Source organism: Arcanobacterium haemolyticum DSM 20595, assembly GCF_000092365.1.
GTDB lineage: Bacteria > Actinomycetota > Actinomycetes > Actinomycetales > Actinomycetaceae > Arcanobacterium > Arcanobacterium haemolyticum.
Window position 1 is genome coordinate 1,335,616 of record NC_014218.1, and the last position, 20,067, is coordinate 1,355,682.

At 52.0% G+C, this 20,067-nt stretch carries 18 protein-coding genes, 1 other RNA gene and 2 pseudogenes; 9 read left to right on the forward strand and 12 right to left on the reverse strand.

Annotation, left to right across the window (positions count from 1 at the left end; genetic code table 11):
• Positions 1–35: 35 nt before the first annotated feature.
• A complete protein-coding gene (locus ARCH_RS06045) occupies positions 36–299 on the reverse strand; it encodes a type II toxin-antitoxin system RelB/DinJ family antitoxin (RefSeq protein WP_013170400.1) in 264 nt (87 codons plus the stop codon).
• Between the two features lie 600 nt (positions 300–899).
• Between ARCH_RS06045 and ARCH_RS06050 the strand changes: the two genes are divergently transcribed.
• A complete protein-coding gene (locus tag ARCH_RS06050; protein WP_041640389.1) occupies positions 900–1,232 on the forward strand; it encodes a hypothetical protein in 333 nt (110 codons plus the stop codon).
• Positions 1,233–1,297: 65 nt separating this feature from the next.
• On the opposite strand, the gene ARCH_RS06055 is transcribed toward ARCH_RS06050, so the two are convergent.
• From ARCH_RS06055 to ARCH_RS06065, 3 genes are read right to left on the reverse strand one after another with little or no spacing between them, the layout of a single operon-like run.
• Positions 1,298–1,585: a hypothetical protein gene (locus tag ARCH_RS06055; RefSeq protein WP_013170401.1), complete on the reverse strand. Its 288-nt coding sequence runs from the start codon at positions 1,583–1,585 to the stop codon at positions 1,298–1,300.
• Between the two features lie 23 nt (positions 1,586–1,608).
• On the reverse strand, positions 1,609–1,872 hold the full coding sequence (locus tag ARCH_RS10505; RefSeq protein WP_013170402.1) for an AbiH family protein: 264 nt from the start codon (positions 1,870–1,872) through the stop codon (positions 1,609–1,611).
• Positions 1,872–2,252: a hypothetical protein gene (locus tag ARCH_RS06065; RefSeq protein ID WP_187286503.1), complete on the reverse strand. Its 381-nt coding sequence runs from the start codon at positions 2,250–2,252 to the stop codon at positions 1,872–1,874. Before ARCH_RS06065 ends, ARCH_RS10505 begins: the two co-directional genes overlap by 1 nt.
• A gap of 1,254 nt (positions 2,253–3,506) precedes the next feature.
• Between ARCH_RS06065 and ARCH_RS06070 the strand changes: the two genes are divergently transcribed.
• The 8 genes and pseudogenes from ARCH_RS06070 to ARCH_RS06115 all read left to right on the forward strand — a co-directional run bounded on the left by ARCH_RS06070 (position 3,507) and on the right by ARCH_RS06115 (position 12,084).
• A complete protein-coding gene (locus ARCH_RS06070; RefSeq protein WP_013170406.1) occupies positions 3,507–4,616 on the forward strand; it encodes a radical SAM protein in 1,110 nt (369 codons plus the stop codon).
• Between the two features lie 69 nt (positions 4,617–4,685).
• Positions 4,686–5,951 (forward strand): MFS transporter, encoded by a 1,266-nt coding sequence (locus ARCH_RS06075; RefSeq protein WP_013170407.1) that lies wholly within the window; start codon positions 4,686–4,688, stop codon positions 5,949–5,951.
• A 202-nt stretch (positions 5,952–6,153) separates the two neighbouring features.
• A pseudogene (locus ARCH_RS06085) lies at positions 6,154–7,374 on the forward strand (IS3 family transposase).
• A gap of 134 nt (positions 7,375–7,508) precedes the next feature.
• Complete coding sequence (locus tag ARCH_RS06090; RefSeq protein WP_013170409.1) at positions 7,509–7,733, forward strand: DUF2283 domain-containing protein; 225 nt, start codon at positions 7,509–7,511, stop codon at positions 7,731–7,733.
• Between the two features lie 251 nt (positions 7,734–7,984).
• Positions 7,985–9,045, forward strand: a pseudogene (locus tag ARCH_RS06095) (phage portal protein).
• 227 nt (positions 9,046–9,272) lie between these two features.
• Positions 9,273–9,503, forward strand: a complete 231-nt coding sequence (locus ARCH_RS10345; RefSeq protein ID WP_041640395.1) for a hypothetical protein — start codon at positions 9,273–9,275, stop codon at positions 9,501–9,503.
• On the forward strand, positions 9,407–10,444 hold the full coding sequence (locus tag ARCH_RS06110; RefSeq protein WP_041640936.1) for a recombinase family protein: 1,038 nt from the start codon (positions 9,407–9,409) through the stop codon (positions 10,442–10,444). Before ARCH_RS10345 ends, ARCH_RS06110 begins: the two co-directional genes overlap by 97 nt.
• A gap of 74 nt (positions 10,445–10,518) precedes the next feature.
• Positions 10,519–12,084, forward strand: a complete 1,566-nt coding sequence (locus tag ARCH_RS06115; protein ID WP_013170411.1) for a recombinase family protein — start codon at positions 10,519–10,521, stop codon at positions 12,082–12,084.
• A gap of 6 nt (positions 12,085–12,090) precedes the next feature.
• Here the strand turns inward: ARCH_RS06115 and ARCH_RS06120 are convergent, their stop codons facing one another.
• From ARCH_RS06120 to prfB, 8 genes are all read right to left on the reverse strand, one after another.
• Positions 12,091–13,713, reverse strand: a complete 1,623-nt coding sequence (locus ARCH_RS06120) for an ATP-binding cassette domain-containing protein (protein WP_013170412.1) — start codon at positions 13,711–13,713, stop codon at positions 12,091–12,093.
• A gap of 247 nt (positions 13,714–13,960) precedes the next feature.
• Positions 13,961–14,339: a transfer-messenger RNA gene (ssrA, locus tag ARCH_RS09710) on the reverse strand.
• 105 nt (positions 14,340–14,444) lie between these two features.
• On the reverse strand, positions 14,445–15,206 hold the full coding sequence (locus tag ARCH_RS06125) for an HAD-IIA family hydrolase (RefSeq protein WP_013170413.1): 762 nt from the start codon (positions 15,204–15,206) through the stop codon (positions 14,445–14,447).
• A 157-nt stretch (positions 15,207–15,363) separates the two neighbouring features.
• A complete protein-coding gene (gene smpB, locus ARCH_RS06130) occupies positions 15,364–15,912 on the reverse strand; it encodes an SsrA-binding protein SmpB (RefSeq protein WP_013170414.1) in 549 nt (182 codons plus the stop codon).
• 18 nt (positions 15,913–15,930) lie between these two features.
• Positions 15,931–17,214 (reverse strand): peptidoglycan DD-metalloendopeptidase family protein, encoded by a 1,284-nt coding sequence (locus ARCH_RS06135; RefSeq protein WP_013170415.1) that lies wholly within the window; start codon positions 17,212–17,214, stop codon positions 15,931–15,933.
• Between the two features lie 2 nt (positions 17,215–17,216).
• The gene (gene ftsX, locus ARCH_RS06140) at positions 17,217–18,131 is read right to left on the reverse strand and encodes a permease-like cell division protein FtsX (RefSeq protein WP_013170416.1); all 915 of its coding nucleotides are present in this window, start codon (positions 18,129–18,131) and stop codon (positions 17,217–17,219) included.
• The gene (gene ftsE, locus ARCH_RS06145) at positions 18,131–18,820 is read right to left on the reverse strand and encodes a cell division ATP-binding protein FtsE (RefSeq protein ID WP_013170417.1); all 690 of its coding nucleotides are present in this window, start codon (positions 18,818–18,820) and stop codon (positions 18,131–18,133) included. The genes ftsX and ftsE overlap by 1 nt, the downstream gene beginning before the upstream one ends.
• Before the next feature lie 112 nt (positions 18,821–18,932).
• The gene (prfB, locus tag ARCH_RS06150) at positions 18,933–20,063 is read right to left on the reverse strand and encodes a peptide chain release factor 2 (protein ID WP_013170418.1); all 1,131 of its coding nucleotides are present in this window, start codon (positions 20,061–20,063) and stop codon (positions 18,933–18,935) included.
• Between the last annotated feature and the right edge of the window lie 4 nt (positions 20,064–20,067).

Below are 20,067 nucleotides of genomic sequence, written 5' to 3' on the forward strand. Positions count from 1 at the left end.
GCCCGCTCCACCAGGGCGCAACATTACTGAGGAACCTAGAGCCCGAGAGCCTCGAACATCTGCTCGGGCTTCTGGAATCGAGAATCGCCCTCTTCGAACATGCACTTGGCATCAGCCAGCGCTTCGAGGGAAGCGTTGTTAGGCTCACCGTAGCTAAGGTTCAGCGGGATCCGATTCTCGCGGATCATCTGCTTATAGAACGCACGCGTCACCGACGACAAGTCAAAGCCAAAATCCTCAGCGATCGCCGCTGCCGCCTCTTTCGTCTCATCATCCACACGTACAGTAACTGAAGCCATAACATCCTCCTTGTAAGACATTCTAATACTTACGCCTTACAAATAGCAAGACATGTTGATTGAGCATTACTCGCCGGTCTTGTTTTTGATAGGCACGGCTCCAGATACTCCTTCAACACCTGGTTGATGAGCCGACATCAGCTCTAACATCTGATCCAAGAGTCTGGATAACGAACCAGATATCTCTCACATTTTCATATAGTAGTCACAGAGATAGTGTCAAAAAGGGGATGCGGATGTTTTGTGCTTTCAACCGCTTCGCGTTGCGGAGAACTACATGGACCTCGTTAATGTGTGCTTCGCACACATTAACACCAGATTTGGCTTTACCTCTTTTGCTTTACCACATTCGCTCGAGTAAGCACGGCCGTTCAGGCTCCTAGAAGTTATCTAGTTGCCGAAGATGATACAAAATGAGAGGCTTGCCCGCAGTAGGACACATGGACTTCTTCGCCTGACAGCAAGCCAAAGTGCGAGTTATGCAGTTGAGTATGGAGACTTAGGTTTGACTCCCAGTAGATCAGGCGCTCAGGAACGCAATTCTCCGCCTAACATTTTTGAAACAAAACTCAGCCCAGCGAAAGCCGTGCCGCGAAAAAGTTGGGCCTGCCGCGAAAAGGTCGCACCACCGACTACCGAATTATCGACCGGAACGCGAAAAGCGCCCTCAACCAACACGAATACGCCCGCCGCTTCAACGCGCTCACCACCAGGCACACAAAGCTAGCCGACCAGCACGAGAGGCTCACCAACCAAATCATCGACAAGCAGAACCACCTCAAAGCCTACGAATACTACAAAACCGAGATCTCCAAGCTAGACAGCGCACACCTCGAATTCACGCCATACTTGTTCCACACGCTCATCGACTACGCCACCGCTCAAACAGACGGCACTATCGAATTCGCCTTCAGGGACAGAGTATCAAGATAGTCAGGTAAGCCTGAGTCTCAAGTGATTACGAACATCGACAAATGGAACCACACGGAAGAAACACACTATCGTTGAAGTTCCTTACTGCACGGGAATTCCAGCGCGCCGCGATAACCAGCTATCTGCAAGGATATTTCAGCTACTTCCCTATCGGAATCCGTATAAACGTAGGCCGTCCAACGAGAATCTTCCGTTGTATTCTTGGCAATCGTGTTGATGTATTGCTGATCAACTGCACCGTATGAAAAACCGAGAGTTGTGACTTGCCGAAGGTCGGGAACTCCCCGAAGGGACTTATTAAGAACATCAAGTTTCGGGACCTTCACAAGCGACCGGCGGAAATCTGAATTCACAATGTAGTAGACAGCACACGATGTCAAATTTGATTCTTCGTAATCGCCCTCACCGTGACCCTTTCACCTTCAGGAGAGCCAACGACTAGCCGGCCATTCCTTGACGAATATCTCCCGTGAATATGTATAAGCTCCACGGATCCGCCCGAATAAAGGCGCTCGACCGTATCAGTATAGTTCATAGTGATTATCACGTCAGCGTCCTCTACCAGTTTAGCTACTCTGTTAAAGGAAGTCTTTGCCGGCTCCACAGTGCCCATCCACTGCCGCATGCGTTCCTGAAGCATCAATACTCTCCGAATACCTTCGGCCTCTCCTTCAACGCGCTAGCAGATTCCCAGTCACATTTTTCGCCGGGGCCGCAATGACAATCTATGCCTGGAAGGTCGAGTCGCTTGAGGAGAGCCTCGAAAGCACTCCAGTTAATTCCGATCTTCGATCCGCTAGATATACCGCGCGCTTCTACAGCTAAGTAGCACAAGTTCAAGAATAGCACTTCCTCGAGAGGGTCTTCAGAGCCCTCGAAATAAAGAGATTCGAGGATCGAGCCAATCTCATCAAAAGTTTTATCAACAATCCACAGGCAAATGTTCTTGAGTTCCAAGTCCCCCTGACACTTCAAAACTTGAACAAAGCACGTTTTTGGCTTTTTATGTTCCCTAGCCACCACTTTTGGAACTCTTCCCAGCGCGTACTCATGCCATGCATCAGATCAAAGCTATTTCCTATAAGAAGGAGACGTCCCGATGGGTCAGGCCGGCCAGGTACAGTATTCATTGCCCATCCTTCTACAATCGATTCAATCCGTGAGTAACGGCGAATACCTGGCCTGAACCCACTAAGTCGCGAGCGCCAGACACTCGCTATTTTGTATCCAATCCGAGCAGTAAGTTTCGGGAGCCGCAGATACACGCCATGACACGATCTCGTTGTTATACAAGTCTGTGAGCGGGGAGAAATAGTATTTTTGTCCGCCCCACGTTAACTGGGTGATATCTGTGACTAGGAGTTTGCCTGGCTTTTTGGCATGAAACTGTCGGTCAACAACATTTGGTATCGAGGCAAGCGTTCCAGTGAAAGAGTTGTAATGTTTCTTCCTTGGACGTTTTGTCCTCAATCCCTGCCAGACGCATCAGTCGAGCAACTTTCTTATGATTCATCCGCTGTGGCGCGAAGTGAGCAAATACTTGTTTGATTGGACTGAACCCGCCGGCTTGTCTGAACCAACGTGTACCAACAGCCTGTGAGGCACCGGCCTTCACAGCCGCGAGCTCAGAAGCTCATCCCATACCAATAAGATTCCAGAATTCTCTCTCGACCTCACGGCTATGCCCCGGATGACCTGGCGAAAACATCTCTTCACGACCCATTCGGGACTGAACCCAACCTTTAGATCTTCCCAAATGCCACACTCCTAGAAATCAGAGTGTTGCAACGACCAGTTGAATCCGCCCAATATGTATCTGTGACCTATCATCAGCACCTGGTTGATGGTGGGAAGCCTAGGAAGCAAACCCGGACCATTTCATCTGACCGGCTTGTTGTGAACGCCGTGCGGGACGCAATGAGTACTGTCGCGACGACAAAGCCATCAGCAGGCCCACGCTTGAATTCTCTAATTGAAGACTGACCCATGACTCTCAAGAGACCTTAGTCCCTCTCTGGCGATGAGCAACTTGAATATTATTCAAATCAACAAATAGTCATATAATCTGAAAGGAAGAGAAATGTCGGATGTAATTTTGGAGTCTATGGCTGACTACATGCGCAAGCATGAAGTTGAAGCGCCGGGCTGGTGCGGAATTGGATGCAACGGAATGGGACTCTAACTGGCGAGGTTAGTTCGGAGTTCAAAACCTAAAGTCCTTGAACTCCGAACCAACCTTTGAATTTAGCGTTTCATTTCGAGCGAGGTCTAGGCGTGAAATTCAATAATCAACTAGTTTCGGAAATCTTTGCAAAGGTTCGCGAGTCTTTAGGCAAGGTCGAGACGCCCCTACCTCAACTTTCGGAACTTGTTCTAAATATCTCTGAAGGTTGCAATTTAACCTGTGATTATTGCTTTGCAAATGAGGGACTCTACTCTGCCGAATCGCCATCTTGGATGTCGGAAGAGCATGCATATCAGTACACACTTCAGATCCTTGAAGACCAGCCGACACTTTCACGGATCAAACTTTTTGGCGGCGAACCGTTGATGAACATCCCTGCACTAACTGGCTTTGTAAAAGCTCTCGAAGAGTACACACTGAAGCATCCTCATAGGAGAGATGAGATATCTGTTGGTTGCGTAACGAATCTTACGATTTATTCACCACGGATTGTCGACCTTATTAAGAGGGCGCGGATTCGAGTTACAGCATCTATTGATGGTCCGCAAGATATACATGATGAGAATCGTAGATTTCGAAACGGGAAGGGTTCCTTTGCGAGAATCTGTGCCGTTGCCGATCGATACAAAGACGTTGGTGTTGAGATTGATGGGGTTGAATGCGTTTATTCCACAATACACCAACGCTCCGGACTCACCATGATTGGACTCCATGATTACATAGTCTCGATTTTCAATCCAAGACGTGTCATATTAACGCCATTGCAGGCAACCTTCCCCGATTCGGATGATAGGCAGGTTGCCTTTTCTGGCTGGATCAGAGAAACCTCACTTGAATACCTTCGAGAGTGTGTTCGCCGCAAGGAAGAGCATGTTTCTTATAGGGCTGTCGTCGAAGATCAGCTAGCAGTACTATTTGGCCCTAAATCAAGCCATGGATGGTGTGCTCTCGGTGCTTCTACGTGCACGATCACGGCAGACGGCAACGTACTTCCGTGCTACACGTTACTGAATAAAAAGAGAATTGGTCTATGGGAAAAATGCGCAAGGGCTCATTCGTTCCCAGCGAGCGGAGGTCTGCAATTTTGCGTGAGCTCCAGACTGCTCGGCCTATGCTTAGTGAAAACTGTGTTGGCTGTGAGATTCGAGAGGTGTGCAGAGGATGCCCTGGCGCGGTGTATTCGCAGAAAGAGGTTCTGACGGGGTACGATCTGGTCAGTTGTAATTTTCGTATGGGTTCCCTTGAAGGTCTCATTGAAGGGTGGAAGAATGCGCAATTCACTTCGGTCCGGTGATCGGCTGGTGGCCGTAAAGGGTTATGTTGCTTGGTTTTTAACGGACACCTCCTTTACGGCAGCGATATCTATTAATGGATTTGCTTTACCGATCATCGTTCTACTCGTTGTTGGTTCGGCTTCTGCAGCTGGTCTCGTCTCAGCGGTAGGAACCGTAACTGCGGGGACTTCGAGTATTTTCGGAGGGTGGCTACAAGACGCAATAAATAAAAGGACACTTGTTATTTGGAGTGCCGTTGTGGGTGCGGCTTTATTCCTTACGGGAGCCGCGCTCATAGCGACCGGCAGTTTTAATTTATTCTCTGCCATAGTCCTTGCATTTCTTCTAGGTCTACGATCTGGGCTAGCGGGAACAACAACTAACGTCATGCTACGGTCTTTCATCCCGACTAAACTCTTGCCTAAAGCTATTTCTGTAGGCCAGGCTCGTGACTCTGTTATTGAGTTTGCCGGCACACCAGTCGGCGGCTTTCTTCTCGAGATTGGAAATGCATTCCCTTACGTCGTAAATGTTATACTTAATTGCATTGCTGCTGTATCCGCTGCATTCCTCCCTAAAAATATTTTTGAGCCCGTGCAAGAGGCAGGCGCTTCTTCTAATAAGAAATTAAGTCTAGGAAATCTTACTAAAGGCTTTCACATCTTAAAAAAGAGTCGCTTATTGAGGGTAAGCGCAACTTCTGGGAATTTTGCGTTTGCAGTGTTTAACGCGGCGCTACTCATAACCACTATGCATATCGTGAGTATAGAGGGTAATGCAATTACTGCTGGTTTCTTGAACACTTCCGTTGCGGTTGGTGTGTTCGTTGGCGCAATCGTAGCGCCTAAACTTATATCGCGAGTCAAAGGCGGGATACTGATACTACTAGCCTACCTCTTACCATTATCAACGCTAGTCCTATTACTTTTAGTCGAGTCCACTTATCTTCGAATTGTCGTTCTCGCGCCTTCAATGGTTCTGCTCCCTGCTGGAAGTGCGGTCATGGGGTCTGTACAGATGCTGTCCGTCCCGAAAAATGCTTTAGGTCGATTCTTTGCCGCCGTTGGCGTAGTTGAATTATTTCTCACGACAATAGCAACGCTCAGTGCCACCGTGATTTACGAGCAGTTCGGATTTGAATTCGCGATATCAGTTTGTATTGCTGCAGTTACAGTCTGTGTTCTACATCTTGTAGCGACCCGCGAAATAAGGCAGATACCTACTTCAGAATCATACGAGGATTTCTTTTCCTCAAATTGACAGGGGCAATTTAGTGGGTTTCGGGCAGTTGGAGTGGCCTAAGAATTAGGTCCAGTCGGTTTAAGGCGTTGACCGTGTTTCCTTCTCTCCATCGTTCCGCGTATTTCCTTGGGCTGAAGTAGCCCAGTGAGGAGTGCAAGTCATTGTTGAAGTGTCCCGAGTTTTCTTCCGTTTGAGTGGATGGGAAAATCTGGAGAGCCGCATGAAATTTGATCAGGAAGCGAAGGATCGGGTTGTCTGGTTGGTGGAGGATCGGATCCTTGCTGAGGGGCTCTCGATTCAAGACGCGTGTCAGGTAGTCGCGCCCAAGCTTGGGGTTTCGTGGCACACTGCCCGGCGTTACAGCAAGCACGCAAGACCGGTCAGGTCACACGGGCTGAGGAAGACCTTGTGGCTGAGAATGCTCGGCTGCGCCGGGAGAATCAAGAACTGCGCGATACGAACGAGTTGTTGAAGGCCGCGTCGGCTTTTTTCGCGTCAGAACCAGGCCCCCAACGTCCGTATTTGATCGCGTTTATTGACGAGTATCGTGATCGTTTCACAGCCCGTGTTCATTTGTGCGACGTTAAATGAGCAACGTCAGGGAGGCTTCATCACTTCCCGCGGCTATCGTAACGCATATGGTACGCCGAGCGCTAGGAGCATCCGGGACCGTGAGCTGGTTGCCAAGGTTCTCCAGATCCATGGGGAGAACTATGGTGTCTACGGTGTGCGGAAAATGTGGCACGCGCTCTCCCGCCGTGGCGTGCGGGTCGGCCGCGAGCAGACCGCGAGGCTCATGCGTCTGGCAGGAGTATCCGGGAAGGGCAAGGGACGTTCCCCGATCACGACACACAAAGCCCGGAGGGAAGATACCAGACCAGGTTTGGTTCATCGCGAGTTTCACGCCGCTGGTCCGAACCGGCTGTGGGTCGCGGACATTACTTATGTTCGAACCGCTCAAGGGTTCGTTTATGCGGCGTTTGTGACGGACGTGTTCTCTCGCAAGATCGTGGGCTGGGCACTATCAGATTCCATGCGGACCGAGGCATTACCGTTGCAGGCGTTGAATCAGGCGATCACGAGCGCGAAGGAAACGGCCGGGGTGATACATCACTCAGACCACGGATCGCAGTATGTGTCGATTGTGTATAACGATCGGCTCACAGATGCTGGTATCACTCCATCAACCGGGACGGTTGGGGATTCCTACGACAACGCACTAGCCGAGAACGTCAACAGCTCATATAAGAACGAGCTGATCAATAACCATCGATGGAAAGACGTTCTTGAGGTCGAGATCGCTACCTTCGAATGGGTGACCTGGTGGAACCAGACCCGGCTCCACCAAGCCCTTGACTACCGCACCCCGGTCGAGGTTGAGAACTACTACTGGCGCATCGCGAGCACATCAGAGAAAATGAAAACCAGGGCAAACGCCTAGGAAGTAAACCCGAGGCACTTCACGCAGGAAAGAAAACAACGTCAGTATTCACACAAGGAAAAGGGAAAATAGAATTCGGGTTATAGTGGCTAACAAAACCAGCAACATCATTACAGTCACGAAAGGGTAGCCTCATGAAGATGACTTATGACAGAGAAGCCGATGCTGCGTACATTACCTTTGGTAACGACATTGAACCAAAAGAATCAGCTCAACAGGTTTCTCTCATAGAAACCCCAAACGGGCAAACACAAGTGACGATCGATGTTGATAGCGAAGGCTATCTTCTAGGGATTGAAGTACTTTCAGCGTCACTTGGTTTACGTGATGATGTTCTTAATGGAGCGCATAACCTATAACAAGTGCCCTTTATTCCGTCCATATGAAAAACAGGTAGAGCTGCGAGATTTCGCTAGTAATTATCAGGGGTCGTCCCTGCCACAAAACCAGTGGCAGGGACGACTTATTTTCAGGAGAAAATAATGAATCGGTTTATTGACTTTTCCGCAAACTCCCCACCCGGAATACAGTCCTCACGGGTGGTGGGTATAGCTTTTTGTTTGGGCCGACATCTGCTGGGCGTCCGGTGACCGAGCGAAGCGCGATGCAAATGACCGCCGTGTATTCATGCGTGAGGATCTTAGCTGAAGCGATAGCCGGACTACCACTGCACGTCTACCGTTACAAGGACGGCGGTGGTAAAGAAAAAGCGGTCGATCATGGTTTGTACCGCCTGCTTCACGATGAACCTAACCCCGAGATGACGAGCTTCGTGTTTAGAGAAACGCTCATGACGCAACTGTTGTTGTGGGGTAATGCGTTTGCTCAGGTAGTGCGTAACGGGCTCGGCGAAGTGATCGGGCTGTATCCGCTGCAACCGAATCGGATGAGCGTAGGCAGGGATCTGGACAGCAAGGCTTTGTATTACGAGTACCAAATCTCCTGGGACGAACCCGCAGGAGAGTACAAGACGATCCGGCTTACCCCTAGCGATGTGCTTCATGTTCCAGGTCTTGGTTTTGATGGGTTGGTTGGTTATTCCCCGATCGCGATGGCAAAAAACGCTATCGGGCTCGCGCAGGCTACCGAAGATTACGGTGCTTCATTTTTTGCTAATGGGGCGGCTCCTGGTGGGGTGTTAGAGCATCCAGGCACGATCAGAGACCCTTCTCGGGTGCGCGAATCCTGGCAACAGACTTTTGGTGGCGCTCGTAACAGTAACAAAGTTGCGGTGCTTGAGGAGGGGAAGAAATACACGCCGATATCGGTAAGCCCGGAGCGGCACAGTTTTTAGAGACACGGAAGTTTCAGCTCAATGAGATCGCCCGAATATTTCGTATCTCGCCCCACATGATTGGCGACCTGGAAAAATCTAGCTTTAGCAATATTGAGCAGCAAAGCCTCGAATTTGTGAAGTACACGCTTGATCCGTGGGTCATCAGGCGGGAACAAGCCATCATAAAAACCCTGCTCTCGGCTGATGAGAAACCGCGTTTTTGTAGCGAGGAGCATCGGCGCGCCTGGTGGAAAGCATACCCGGAGGCGAAAAGGTGTACTGCTACCTATATCTTCACCTGCGCTGGCTGCGCAACCACATTCACTGCCTACGGCAACAAGAAACGCAAGTATTGCTCCCATGTCTGCTACGTGACCCACAGGGGCACGGCATGAAAGCGGTTCAGATGAAACATGAGGCAGTCTGCAGGGTCACCCTTGCACTTGCCGAAAAACTCCGCGTAGCTGATGCTATCTCTCAGGCTGATTATCAGCGGGTACGAGAGGCTCTCATCGGTTCGTATCAGCCTGCGATTATGGCACTGTTATTGCCACAGCGACTGGATAAAACAGGCGTTCAGAGTGATATATAGACACACCGAAGTTGATACAAGGAGACGCGCATGGAGATCTACAAACTACCACCCAAACCAGTAGCGTTGAAGCTCACGCGGGTGGCGGCGTATGTGCGGGTATCGCGTGAATCCGAGCGCCTCACTCAATCGTTCTCTGCCCAAGTTTCTTACTACACCACCTCATCAGCTCAACACCAGGCTGGGAGTACGCCGGAGTATATTCTGACTATGCCGCGACGGGTACCAGCACTACGGGGCGTGACGAGTTCAACCAAATGATCGATAAAGCCTTAGCCAGGCAAATAGACATTATTCTCACCAAATCGATTAGCAGGTTTGCCCGTAACACCGTCGACCTACTCACCACTGTGCGAGCCATGAAAGCCGCTGGAGTTTCAGTGCGTTTTGAACGTGAAAACATCGACACCGCTAACGCTGAGGGCGAAGTCCTCCTCACTTTACTAGCCTCGTTCGCGCAAGCTGAGTCCGAATCTATCTCGGCTAACGCGAAGTGGGGCATCCGCAAAAAATACAAGGATGGTCTTCTTCATTCACGTCAACCCTACGGATACCACTACCACCACGGCCAGCTCGACATTATTGAAGAAGCCGTGATCGTGCGGCGTGTGTTTGCTGAGTTTCTTGACGGGATCAGCCCGGAGAAAACCTGCAAACAAATGGACCAAGAGAGTTTGCGTTCACGTGGTGGCGGCAAGTTCAGTGCCTCGGTGACCCGCGATTGGCTGGAGAATCCCACATATATCGGTACCGCAATCTTGCAACAGTACTTCAGTGCTCACGCCGGAGATAACACACCGACTCTGAATCGTGGCGAGCTGGATAAATATATTGTGGAAGACTCCCACCCGCCGATTATCGAGCGTAGCGTTTTTGATGCCGTTCAGGCAGAGCTAGCTAGGCGGCGTGCCACGGGCGGGCGCGGCTTGACCCCAACCGGTGGGAGTAGCGCTCGTACGCACCGTATCACCTGCACTATCTGTGGCAGGAACTATCATCGGCGTACCCGCCGCTTGGCACACTCAACTTATAAATACTGGTGGTGCGAAACCGCCACGAAAGGCAAGGGCAACCCCTGCCATGCTCATCAACTACGAGAAGAACACCTGCACACCATCATCAACCGGCTGCTTGGGCTTCATGCTTGGGACAACCAGCAGGTGGTTGTTCGGATCAAGCGAATTGAGGCCAGCCCGAACTGACACCTGACAATCCACCTCAATAGTGGGAACACTGCCACAATTGACTACCGCACCGGCGAGGAGGCGACTGCCTGATGCCACGGATTACCACTATCCCTGCCACCAAACCCTTACACTCCACTACAACCACGATTAGCAGCCAGCAGCTACGCCGCGTAGCTAGCTATGCTCGCGTCTCCACCGATGACGCTGACCAGGCGAACTCGTATGAGGCACAAGTGGATTATTACGAGCACTACATCAAAAACCACGACGGCTGGCAATACGTCGACATCTACACCGATGAAGGAATCTCTGGCACTTCCACGAAACACCGGGAGGGATTCAACCACATGATAGCTGACGCTCTCTCAGGAAAAATCGACTTGATCGTCCCCAAAAGCGTCTCCCGGTTTGCTCGCAACACCGTCGTCTCCCTCACAACGGTGAGGAAGTTGAAAGATAAAGGTGTGGAGGTGTTTTTCGAGAAAGAAAATATCTGGACTTTGGATTCCAAAGGCGAGCTATTGATCACCATCATGAGCTCTCTGGCTCAAGAAGAATCCAGATCTATTTCCGAGAACGTCACGTGGGGTCATAGGAAGCGTTTCCAAGACGGTAAGGTTTATCTGCCCTACGGTAACTTCCTCGGATACGACCGAGGCCCAGACGGCAACCCGGTTATTAACCCTGAGCAAGCCGAAACAGTGCGCCGCATCTACCGCCAATACCTCGAAGGCATGAGCATTCCACAAATTGCGGCCGCCCTTGATGCGGATGGGATTCCCACGCCGATGCGGAAAGCGAAATGGTCGCACTCAACAATCCATTCCATCCTCACCAACGAGAAATACAAAGGCGATGCTCTGCTGCAAAAATCCTTTACCGTCGATTTCCTCACCAAGGCTGTGAAAACCAACGAGGGCGAAGTGCCCCAGTATTACGTGACCGACTCTCACCCAGCCATCATCGATCCTGAAACCTGGGAACTCGTGCGCTACGAACTAGCGGAAAACACGAACCAAGGCCGGCGCGAGCGAGCCTTCACCGGCATCGTCTACTGCACCCACTGCGGAGCAGCCTACGGAAGCAAAACCTGGCATTCCACAGATAAATACAAGACGATTATTTGGCAATGCAACCAAAAATTCGCAATCCCACACCCGAAGAAAATGCTCGTACTACGCGATAACCAGCTACAGACAATCTTCCAAACAGCCTTATCCAATCTTTTCAAACAACAGCAGCTAATCGACTGGGATTATCTGATTGCCACAGCAACCGACACTACGGATTTGGAAGAACAAGCCTTGCAGCAAGCAACCGAGGTGGAAGTTGCCACGAAGCTCATCAACCAAGCCATCACCCGCAACGCCCACCACTCCCAAAACCAAGACAACTACCGCGAACGTTTCGACCAACTCGAAGCCCGCCAGCGCGAAGCCATCGGCGCCTACGAGACCACACAGACAGAGATTGAGCGCCGCCACGGCATCAAGGCCAAGCTCACCAGGTTCAAGAAAACCCTTCAAAAAGCAACCCTGGAGGAAGACTTTAACCAAGCAACCCTACGCGCTCTCTGCCAACGCATCGAGATCACGCCATCAGGCGAGGCGACCGTGGTATTCGCTGATGGCACAGAAATTAAAGTTCATCACTAATCGAAGCTATGACTCACTGTGCGTCACATCAAGGCGGATTGCTCTCCCTTGCCAGTGCTGGATCAGCCATTGATCGTGGGTAGTGATGATGAGGGTTCCGTTCCATTCTCGGAATGCTTCCTCTATGGTTTCGAGGAAATCGAGATCAAGATAGTTTGTGGGCTCATCAATCACCAGTATGTTCGGTGACGAGGATACAGCAACAGCCAGCTGAGCGCGGCGTTGGTTACCGTCCGAGAGCTGGGATAGCGGCGTCGCCCAGAACTTCGGATGCAAGAAGCCTTTACCTACCTCGCCTATCCCCTCACGCCGCGCACTCTCTGGAATCAATAGATCACTAGGCGCAGGGAGCGTTTGAGGAACATAAGCTATGCCGTCACCAGCAGTAACTACCCCACTCGCGCTAGCACTAGGCGGTTTGCCGGTAGCAATCCAGTGCAATAGTGTGCTTTTTCCGGCGCCGTTCGCTCCTGTGACGAGAAGCTTCTCGCCGTAAGCAAGGTCGAAGGTGACGGGCTGGAGCCGCCCTGGCACGCTTGCGGCACGTACCTGCACCACAATGCTTCCTAAGCCACCAGTGGCTACTTTGGGGATAGTGACCGAGTAGCTCACTTCGCGGGGTTTTCGCACCTCGCGCGCAGCAAGCGCAGCAACTTTCACGTCATCGTTTGTTTTGCGTCTCGTGGAGACTTTTTGAGCGCGGTCTGCGTAGAACTTTTGTGCCATACCCACCTCGGAACGGCGCGAGAAATGAACGTGACCCACCGTCTCAGAATCTCTCCGATGCTCCGCAAGCCGCTTCTTATGCCCTCGCTGGCGGGCATAAATCTGGCGGTGACGATTCTGGGCACGTTGCTTCTGCTTGAGGTAGTCACTGTAAGCACCAGTTGTTTGCCACGCACCGAAACTAGCATCAACACCGTCAAAAACTGCCAGTGCTTGCCACGAAGCAACATCAAGATCTAGCACAGACGTGGCCACCTGCTCGATGAAATCCCTATCGTGACTGGAAAAAAGCACACCGTCAGGCCAAGCGCGAACCATAGAGATCAGGCGAGAGCGAGCATCATCGTCAAGGTAATTCGTTGGCTCATCCAAAAGCAACACCCCTCGCCGGTTCAGGAGCAACGCCACCAATCGCACCCGCGTAACCTGCCCCGGAGAAAGCGAAGCTAAAAGCCGATCGAGAGCAATACCACCAAGCCCAAAATCAGCAAGCAGTTCAGTTCGGCGAGCATTGTAATCCCACGAGCCTAACGCCGTCACTCGTTCAAACGCAGCATCGTAAGCAGCCAAATCCGCATCCGTATGAGCGTGTTCGAGACGCTCGGTAATCTCGTGAAACCGCTGCAGCGACTCGTACACATCACCGTTCGCTGCACGAAAAACATCACCTACCGTGGATGCCCGTGCAGAATCAAAGCGTCCAAGGCCAGATTCACTCGCGCCTGCAATCACGCCCGAATCAGGAGTAAGTGTGCCGTTTGCCAGGCGCAACAACGTAGTCTTGCCCGAGCCGTTCGGGCCCACCACACAAATACGCTCCTGCTCGCTACACGAGAAAAACACATTGACCAGCAGCGGCAAAGATGAGTACGAAAAAGAAACAGAATCAAAAGAAATAGGCATAGCGAACCGCCAATCGTCGAACCAACACGGAAAACGAAAACGATTCAGATGCTCATGGCACTAGTCTAACAAGACCACCAGGCAGCCGTGGGCAATCAAAGCAATAGAGCTGACCACCGTTCAGGTAGTCAGCCCTATTTTTATGCCTTTGAGCAGGCCTTTTACAAACTGCGCGCATTTTCAAATTTTGTGCGCACCTTTGCGCAAAACCCTAGTTTTGCGGAATTGTATCAATTCAGCGTGCTCGTAGTGGAGATGGGGAGAATTGAACTCCCGTCCGATAGTGAGGAACCCAAGACTTCTCCGGGTGCAGTCTGTTCATCGTTGTTTTTGGCTCCAGCACTCTCACAGACACGTTGCTGACGAACTTAGCTAATAGGTTGTCGCCTAACGGTTAATAGCGAACCGCTAGTGCCAGTGGCTTTCAAAAGCGACGCCAGGAATCTCACGCGAAAGCAACGTGAGCCTGACGGATTTCATGTAAATGCGCTCGCTCAGGCGGCGAGGGCGAAATCAGACTTCTGCTTGTTGGCAGTTATTTTTTCGCACAGATCGTTAAAGAGATAACTGTGCATCCTCTACCCGCTTCCCTTCGGTAATCACTACCGTCGAAACCGATCATCCCCTATTCAGTTATCACCTTGAGCGGCCGGCGCAGTCTTCAACGCACAGCAACCCAAAACATACTGTCCGTCAAGTGTACCGCGTGGCCCCGGCGTCGTCTAGTCTAACTAAACCAGTTCAACCACGTCCGCGATCGAATCGTGAACGAAATCCGGACGGAACGGGAACTTCTCAATATCCTTACGCTTCGTAGAACCGGTCAAAACCAGGTGGGTCTGCAAACCGGTCTCTACGCCAGCGAGCACGTCCGTATCCATCCGGTCCCCAACAATCGCCGTAGATTCCGAATGCGCCCCAATCTTGTTCAAACCATTGCGCAACATCACCGGATTCGGCTTGCCCACGAAGAACGGCGAACGCCCCGTGGCCTTCTCAATCAACGCAGCCACAGCGCCCGTAGCTGGAATATCGCCCTCGGCAGAAGGCCCCGTGTTATCAGGGTTCGTTGCGATAAACCGCGCCCCATCCTGAATCAGCCGAATCGCCTTGGTGATCGCATCGAACGAATAATTCCGAGTCTCCCCCAACACAACAAACTCGGGCTTCACGTCAGTCATCACAAAGCCTTCTTCATACAACGCGGTAGTCAACCCGGCTTCGCCAACCACGTATGCTCGCCGGTCCTCAGACTGATGCGCCAAGAAATGCGCGGTAGCCAACGCGGACGTCCAAATATTATCCTCAGAAACATCCAACCCAGACATCCGCAACCGCTCCGCCAAATCGCGTTCGGTGAAAATCGAATTGTTGGTCAGAATCAGATGAGGGATCTCTTCAGCCTGCAACTTCCCCAAGAACTCAGCAGCGCCCGGAAGCGCCTTTCCTTCGTGCACCAGCACGCCATCCATATCAATAAGCCATGATTTCATACTTCTAGGCTTACCATAGGCGCGCACGTGGCGATGGGTTTTTCGGTATTAAGCGAACACTTGTGCATTCAGTTTGCATTTTTGGGCACGTTCGCCCCGATTCACCGGAAAATTAGCCAAAAATGCAAAGTGAGTGCACGCAGGTCCACTGAAAAACTTAACGTTGCTTCCTCCGCGCATCGCTCATCGCCCGCTGAGCATCGCGCTCATCTTGGCGGCGCCGCAACGTTTCGCGCTTGTCCCATTCTTGCTTGCCGTGGGCCAGGGCGATTTCAAGTTTTGCCCGCCCGCCCAGGAAGTAGAGTTCGAGCGGCACGATTGTGGTGCCTTTGGCTTTGACTTTCACGCCGAGTTCGCGCAATTCGTGGCCGTGCAGGAGCAGTTTCCGCTTGGCAGTTGGCTTGTGGTTAGTCCACGAGCCCATGGCATACACGGGGATGTTCATGCCAACAACCCAGGCTTCGCCGGAGCGGTCGATTTCAATCCAGGCTTCGGTGAGCGATGCGCGCCCGAGCCGTAGCGCCTTAACTTCCGTCCCTGACAAAACCAGGCCGGCTTCGAACACATCGTCAATAAAGTAATCGTGACGCGCCTTTTTATTGCGCGCAATTACCTGCTTGGCATCGGCGGCAGCTTTTGCTTTTTGGGCCTGGGTGAGCTTGCCGGGTTTCTGTGCGGCGGAGTTTTTCGCGGCTTTCTTTGCCATCATCTCTCCTTTACTTGGTTAGAAGCCTGGTAGCCCCATTGGGTTGATAGCCGTACCATTCTGCCATACTTCGAAGTGGACGTGGCAACCAGTGACGCGCCCGGTTGCGCCCGTGAGCCCAATCAGGTCGCCTTGATTGAGCCGTTGCCCTGGCGATACTTTGATTGCAGAAAGGTGCATGTAGGCGGTCACGTACGATGCGCCGTTGCGGATTCCGTGGTTGACGTACACGATGTTTCCGCCGCCGTAATCGAATTCTGTGCTTGCGACTGTTCCGGACGCCGCCGCGTATTGTGGGTTTCCGCAGGCGGAGGAAAGATCTACTCCGTAGTGCATGCTTCGGTAGTTTCCGAGTGGGTAGACGCGCATTCCGAACGGTGACGTCACCACCAGCGGCCCTGGGATTGGCGGGTTGAGCCAGCCTCCTCCAGTTACTGCTGGTGCCGACTTTTGTTGACGGCGCCGTTCCGCTTCTGCCCTGCGGTTTTCTTCGTCAATGGCCGCGATTCGGCTGGCAGTTGCTTGTTGTTCTTGGGCAATTTGCGCTAGCGATCCTTCAACATCGTGTTTGCGTTGTTCTAGTTCGCTTTGTTTTGCGGTGATGGACGATTCGAGGTTGAGAAGTTCAGTTTTACGGGCTTCCGCTTCGTTTTTAGCAGAATTTTTGGCGACGACGATCGCGTCCGATTCCGCCTTCAATTCTGCTACTCGTTCTTCTACAGCTTCTTGGCGTGACTGATGGTTTTTGGATCGAGCAACGGATTGTGAGAGTTCGGTGAGCGCGGCGGTTTGGGTACGTGTAACGGCAGCATTGACGCGGTAGGCGTTGGTGAATTCTTCTGCGGATGCTGATCCCATCACAAGATCCAGAGCGGATGGCATCGTTTCACCACGGTAGGTGGCGCGAGCAATTTCGGCCAGGGTTTGCCGGGTTTGCTTCGCGGCTTTCGAAGAATCAGAGAGCTCGCCTGCGATTCCTCGCAGTTCTTCTTGGGCTGACGAAAGAAGTGCAGTATTCGCTTGTGCTTGGCGTTCTGCCGAAGCCAACTCGTTTTCTGCTTGGGCTAGTTCTGCTTCCACTCCAGGAATCCGCGCACGAGTTTTCTCCAGTTCAAGAAAAGCTTCTTGAAGATTGGCATCCAAGCCTTCCAAAGATGATTTGATTTCATTCGCTTTCGCAGCATTCTGTTGCTGTTTATCTACCAGATCCTGCCGTTCATCACCCCACGCAGGGAATGCGAATCCAGCCACCACCACAGTGATGGCGGAAACGAACGCAATAGACCGACGTCGAAAACTCATAATCAGACCTTCGTGTACCGGCGCAACGCGAGGAACGATGCCACCGCGGAAATGACGATCGCGGCAAGGAGAAGCCATGGGGCTAGCATGAGGACGTCGTGGGACGAGACGATCTTGAGCCACGAATCCGCAAACCATTGGTGAACGAAGAATTCAACCACCACGTAAAGACCGCCGATGGCCAAAAGCGCGCCGATCAGCGATGAGATCACGCCTTCTAGAATGAACGGCGCTTGGATAAAGGCGTTGGATGCGCCCACGTAACGCATGATTTCCGTTTCGTTCCGGCGGAACATGGCGGAGAGGCGAATCGTGGCCGGAATCAGGAGCAGGGAGACGACGATCATGATGCCTGCCAGGATTGTGGCGATCAGCGTGAACCGGTTCAGCATGTTGAACAACGGCTTGAGCTGTTCACGTTGATCAATCACTGATTCTACGCCGGGGCGGCCGGAGAGCATTTCGGATACCACGGCGATGTCGTCTTCATCCGGATTCGCCAACTTCAAACGGAAGGACGGCTGCATAAGATCGGCATCGATTGTATCGGCCCATGTGGTGCCTTCCAACTGTTCACGGAAGGCCTTGTAGGCGTCTTCTTTCGTTTCGAAGTAGACGCGTTCGATATGCTTCGATACTTCACCCTTTTCTAAGAACTTACGCAATTCGGTTATTTGCGCATCGCTTGCTTCACCTGCGGCACACGCGGCACTGGTGGATTGAGGCGGGCACATGAAGACGGAGACTTCAACCTTGTCATACCAATCGTTCTTCGCAGATTCGATCTGCTTTTGGAATAGAATCGCAGCGCCCACAAACAGTAACGATACGAAGGTCACGAGCACAACAGACGCCATCATCGACGTATTCTTGCGCAAGCCCTTCCAAACCTGAGAAAAGATAAACCCAATCCGCATCAGCGAGCACCTCCGTATTGGCCGCGTTCTTGATCGCGAGTCATCTGCCCATCAACAAGTTCTACAACACGCTTGCGCAACTGGTTCACGATTTCCTGATCGTGGGTGGCCATCACAACTGTTGTGCCCTGGCGATTAATCCGATCTAGCAACCGCATAATACCCAGCGCAGTGTTGTGATCGAGGTTTCCGGTAGGTTCGTCTGCTAGCAAGATTTCTGGGCGGTTCACCATTGCGCGCGCGATTGCCACGCGTTGCTTTTCACCACCAGATAGTTCGTGCATGCCACGTTTTTCTTTGCCTTCTAGGCCCACAAGTTCAAGCACTTGCGGTACTTCTTTCATGATGGCGTGGCGTGGGCGCCCGATTACTTTCATGGCCAGAGCCACGTTATCGAATACGTTTTTATCGCTGAGCAGGCGGAAATCTTGGAAAACGGTTCCGATCTTGCGGCGCAAAAAAGGCGCACGCCGGCTGGAAATCCCGGAAAGATCCTTACCTAGCACGTGGATTCGCCCGGACGTTGGGCGTTCTTCAGCCAAGATCAGGCTAAGCAACGTTGATTTGCCTGAACCGGAGGCGCCAACAAGGAACACAAAATCGCCACGTTCAATATTCAGGCTTACCTGATCGAGGGCTGGTGCGGCCCCGCGGGCGTACACCTTTGTAACGTTTTCAAACGTAATCATGAACTAGACACAATCTACTTCGGGTACATACCCTGTCTAGCCTAGTAGATTGTAGCGGCGAATCACAGAGATGACGCGCCGCTACACTATAAAAAACTGCGAAAATGCGTGATTATTCTTCAATGTGCATTTGCCCGTGACGCCAGCGAATACCGGCATCGATGAAGCCGTCAATATCGCCATCGAATACAGATTCGGTGTTACCAACTTCAAAGCCGGTGCGCAGATCCTTCACCATCTGGTAGGGGTGCAGAACATAGGATCGCATCTGATCGCCCCATGCGCCCTTCACATCACCAGCGAGTTCCTTCTTGATCGCGGCTTCTTCTTCGTGGCGCTTTTGCAAGAGGCGGGACTGAAGAACGCGCAGGGCCGCTGCACGGTTTTGGATCTGGGATTTTTCATCCTGCATGGATACCACGATGCCGGTTGGAATGTGCGTCATTCGAACTGCGGAATCGGTGGTGTTAACGGACTGACCCCCTGGGCCGGAGGAACGGAACACATCGATCTTGAGTTCGCTTTCCGGAATGTCGATGTGATCGGTGGTTTCGATCAGTGGAATAACTTCGACGGCGGCAAACGAGGTTTGGCGGCGGCCTTGGTTATCGAATGGGGAGATACGAACGAGGCGGTGTGTACCTGCTTCTACGGAGAGTGTTCCGTAGGCGTATGGTGCGGAGACTTCGAACGTGGTGGACTTGATACCTGCTTCTTCCGCGTAGGACGTATCCATTACCTTAGTCTTGTAGCCGCGGCGTTCTGCCCAGCGGAGGTACATGCGTTGGAGCATTTGGGCCCAGTCCGCAGCATCCACGCCGCCGGCGCCGGACCGGATGGTGACAACCGCATCGCGTTCATCGTATTCGCCTGAGAGCAGGGTTTTGATTTCAAGTTCGGATAGATCGGTGCGTACGCGTTCGAGTTCGCCATCGACTTCCGCGAACAGTTCTGCTCCCATAGCAGCATCCGATTCGGATTCTTCCACGGCCATGTCATACAGCGTTTCGAGGTCTGCTACGCGTTCGCCCATTTTTACAACGCGATCGAGTTCGGATTGCGCATGGGAGAGCTGCGAGGTGACGCCTTGAGCTTTTTCTGGATCGTCCCAGAGATCAGGCGCGCCGGATTGTTCGGTGAGGTCGGCGATCTTCGTTTGCAAAGCGGTAACGTCAGTTACTGCTTCGATCTGCGAGTAGGATCGGCGGAGTTCTTCTATTTCAGCTTGATAATCAGTTGCCACGGGG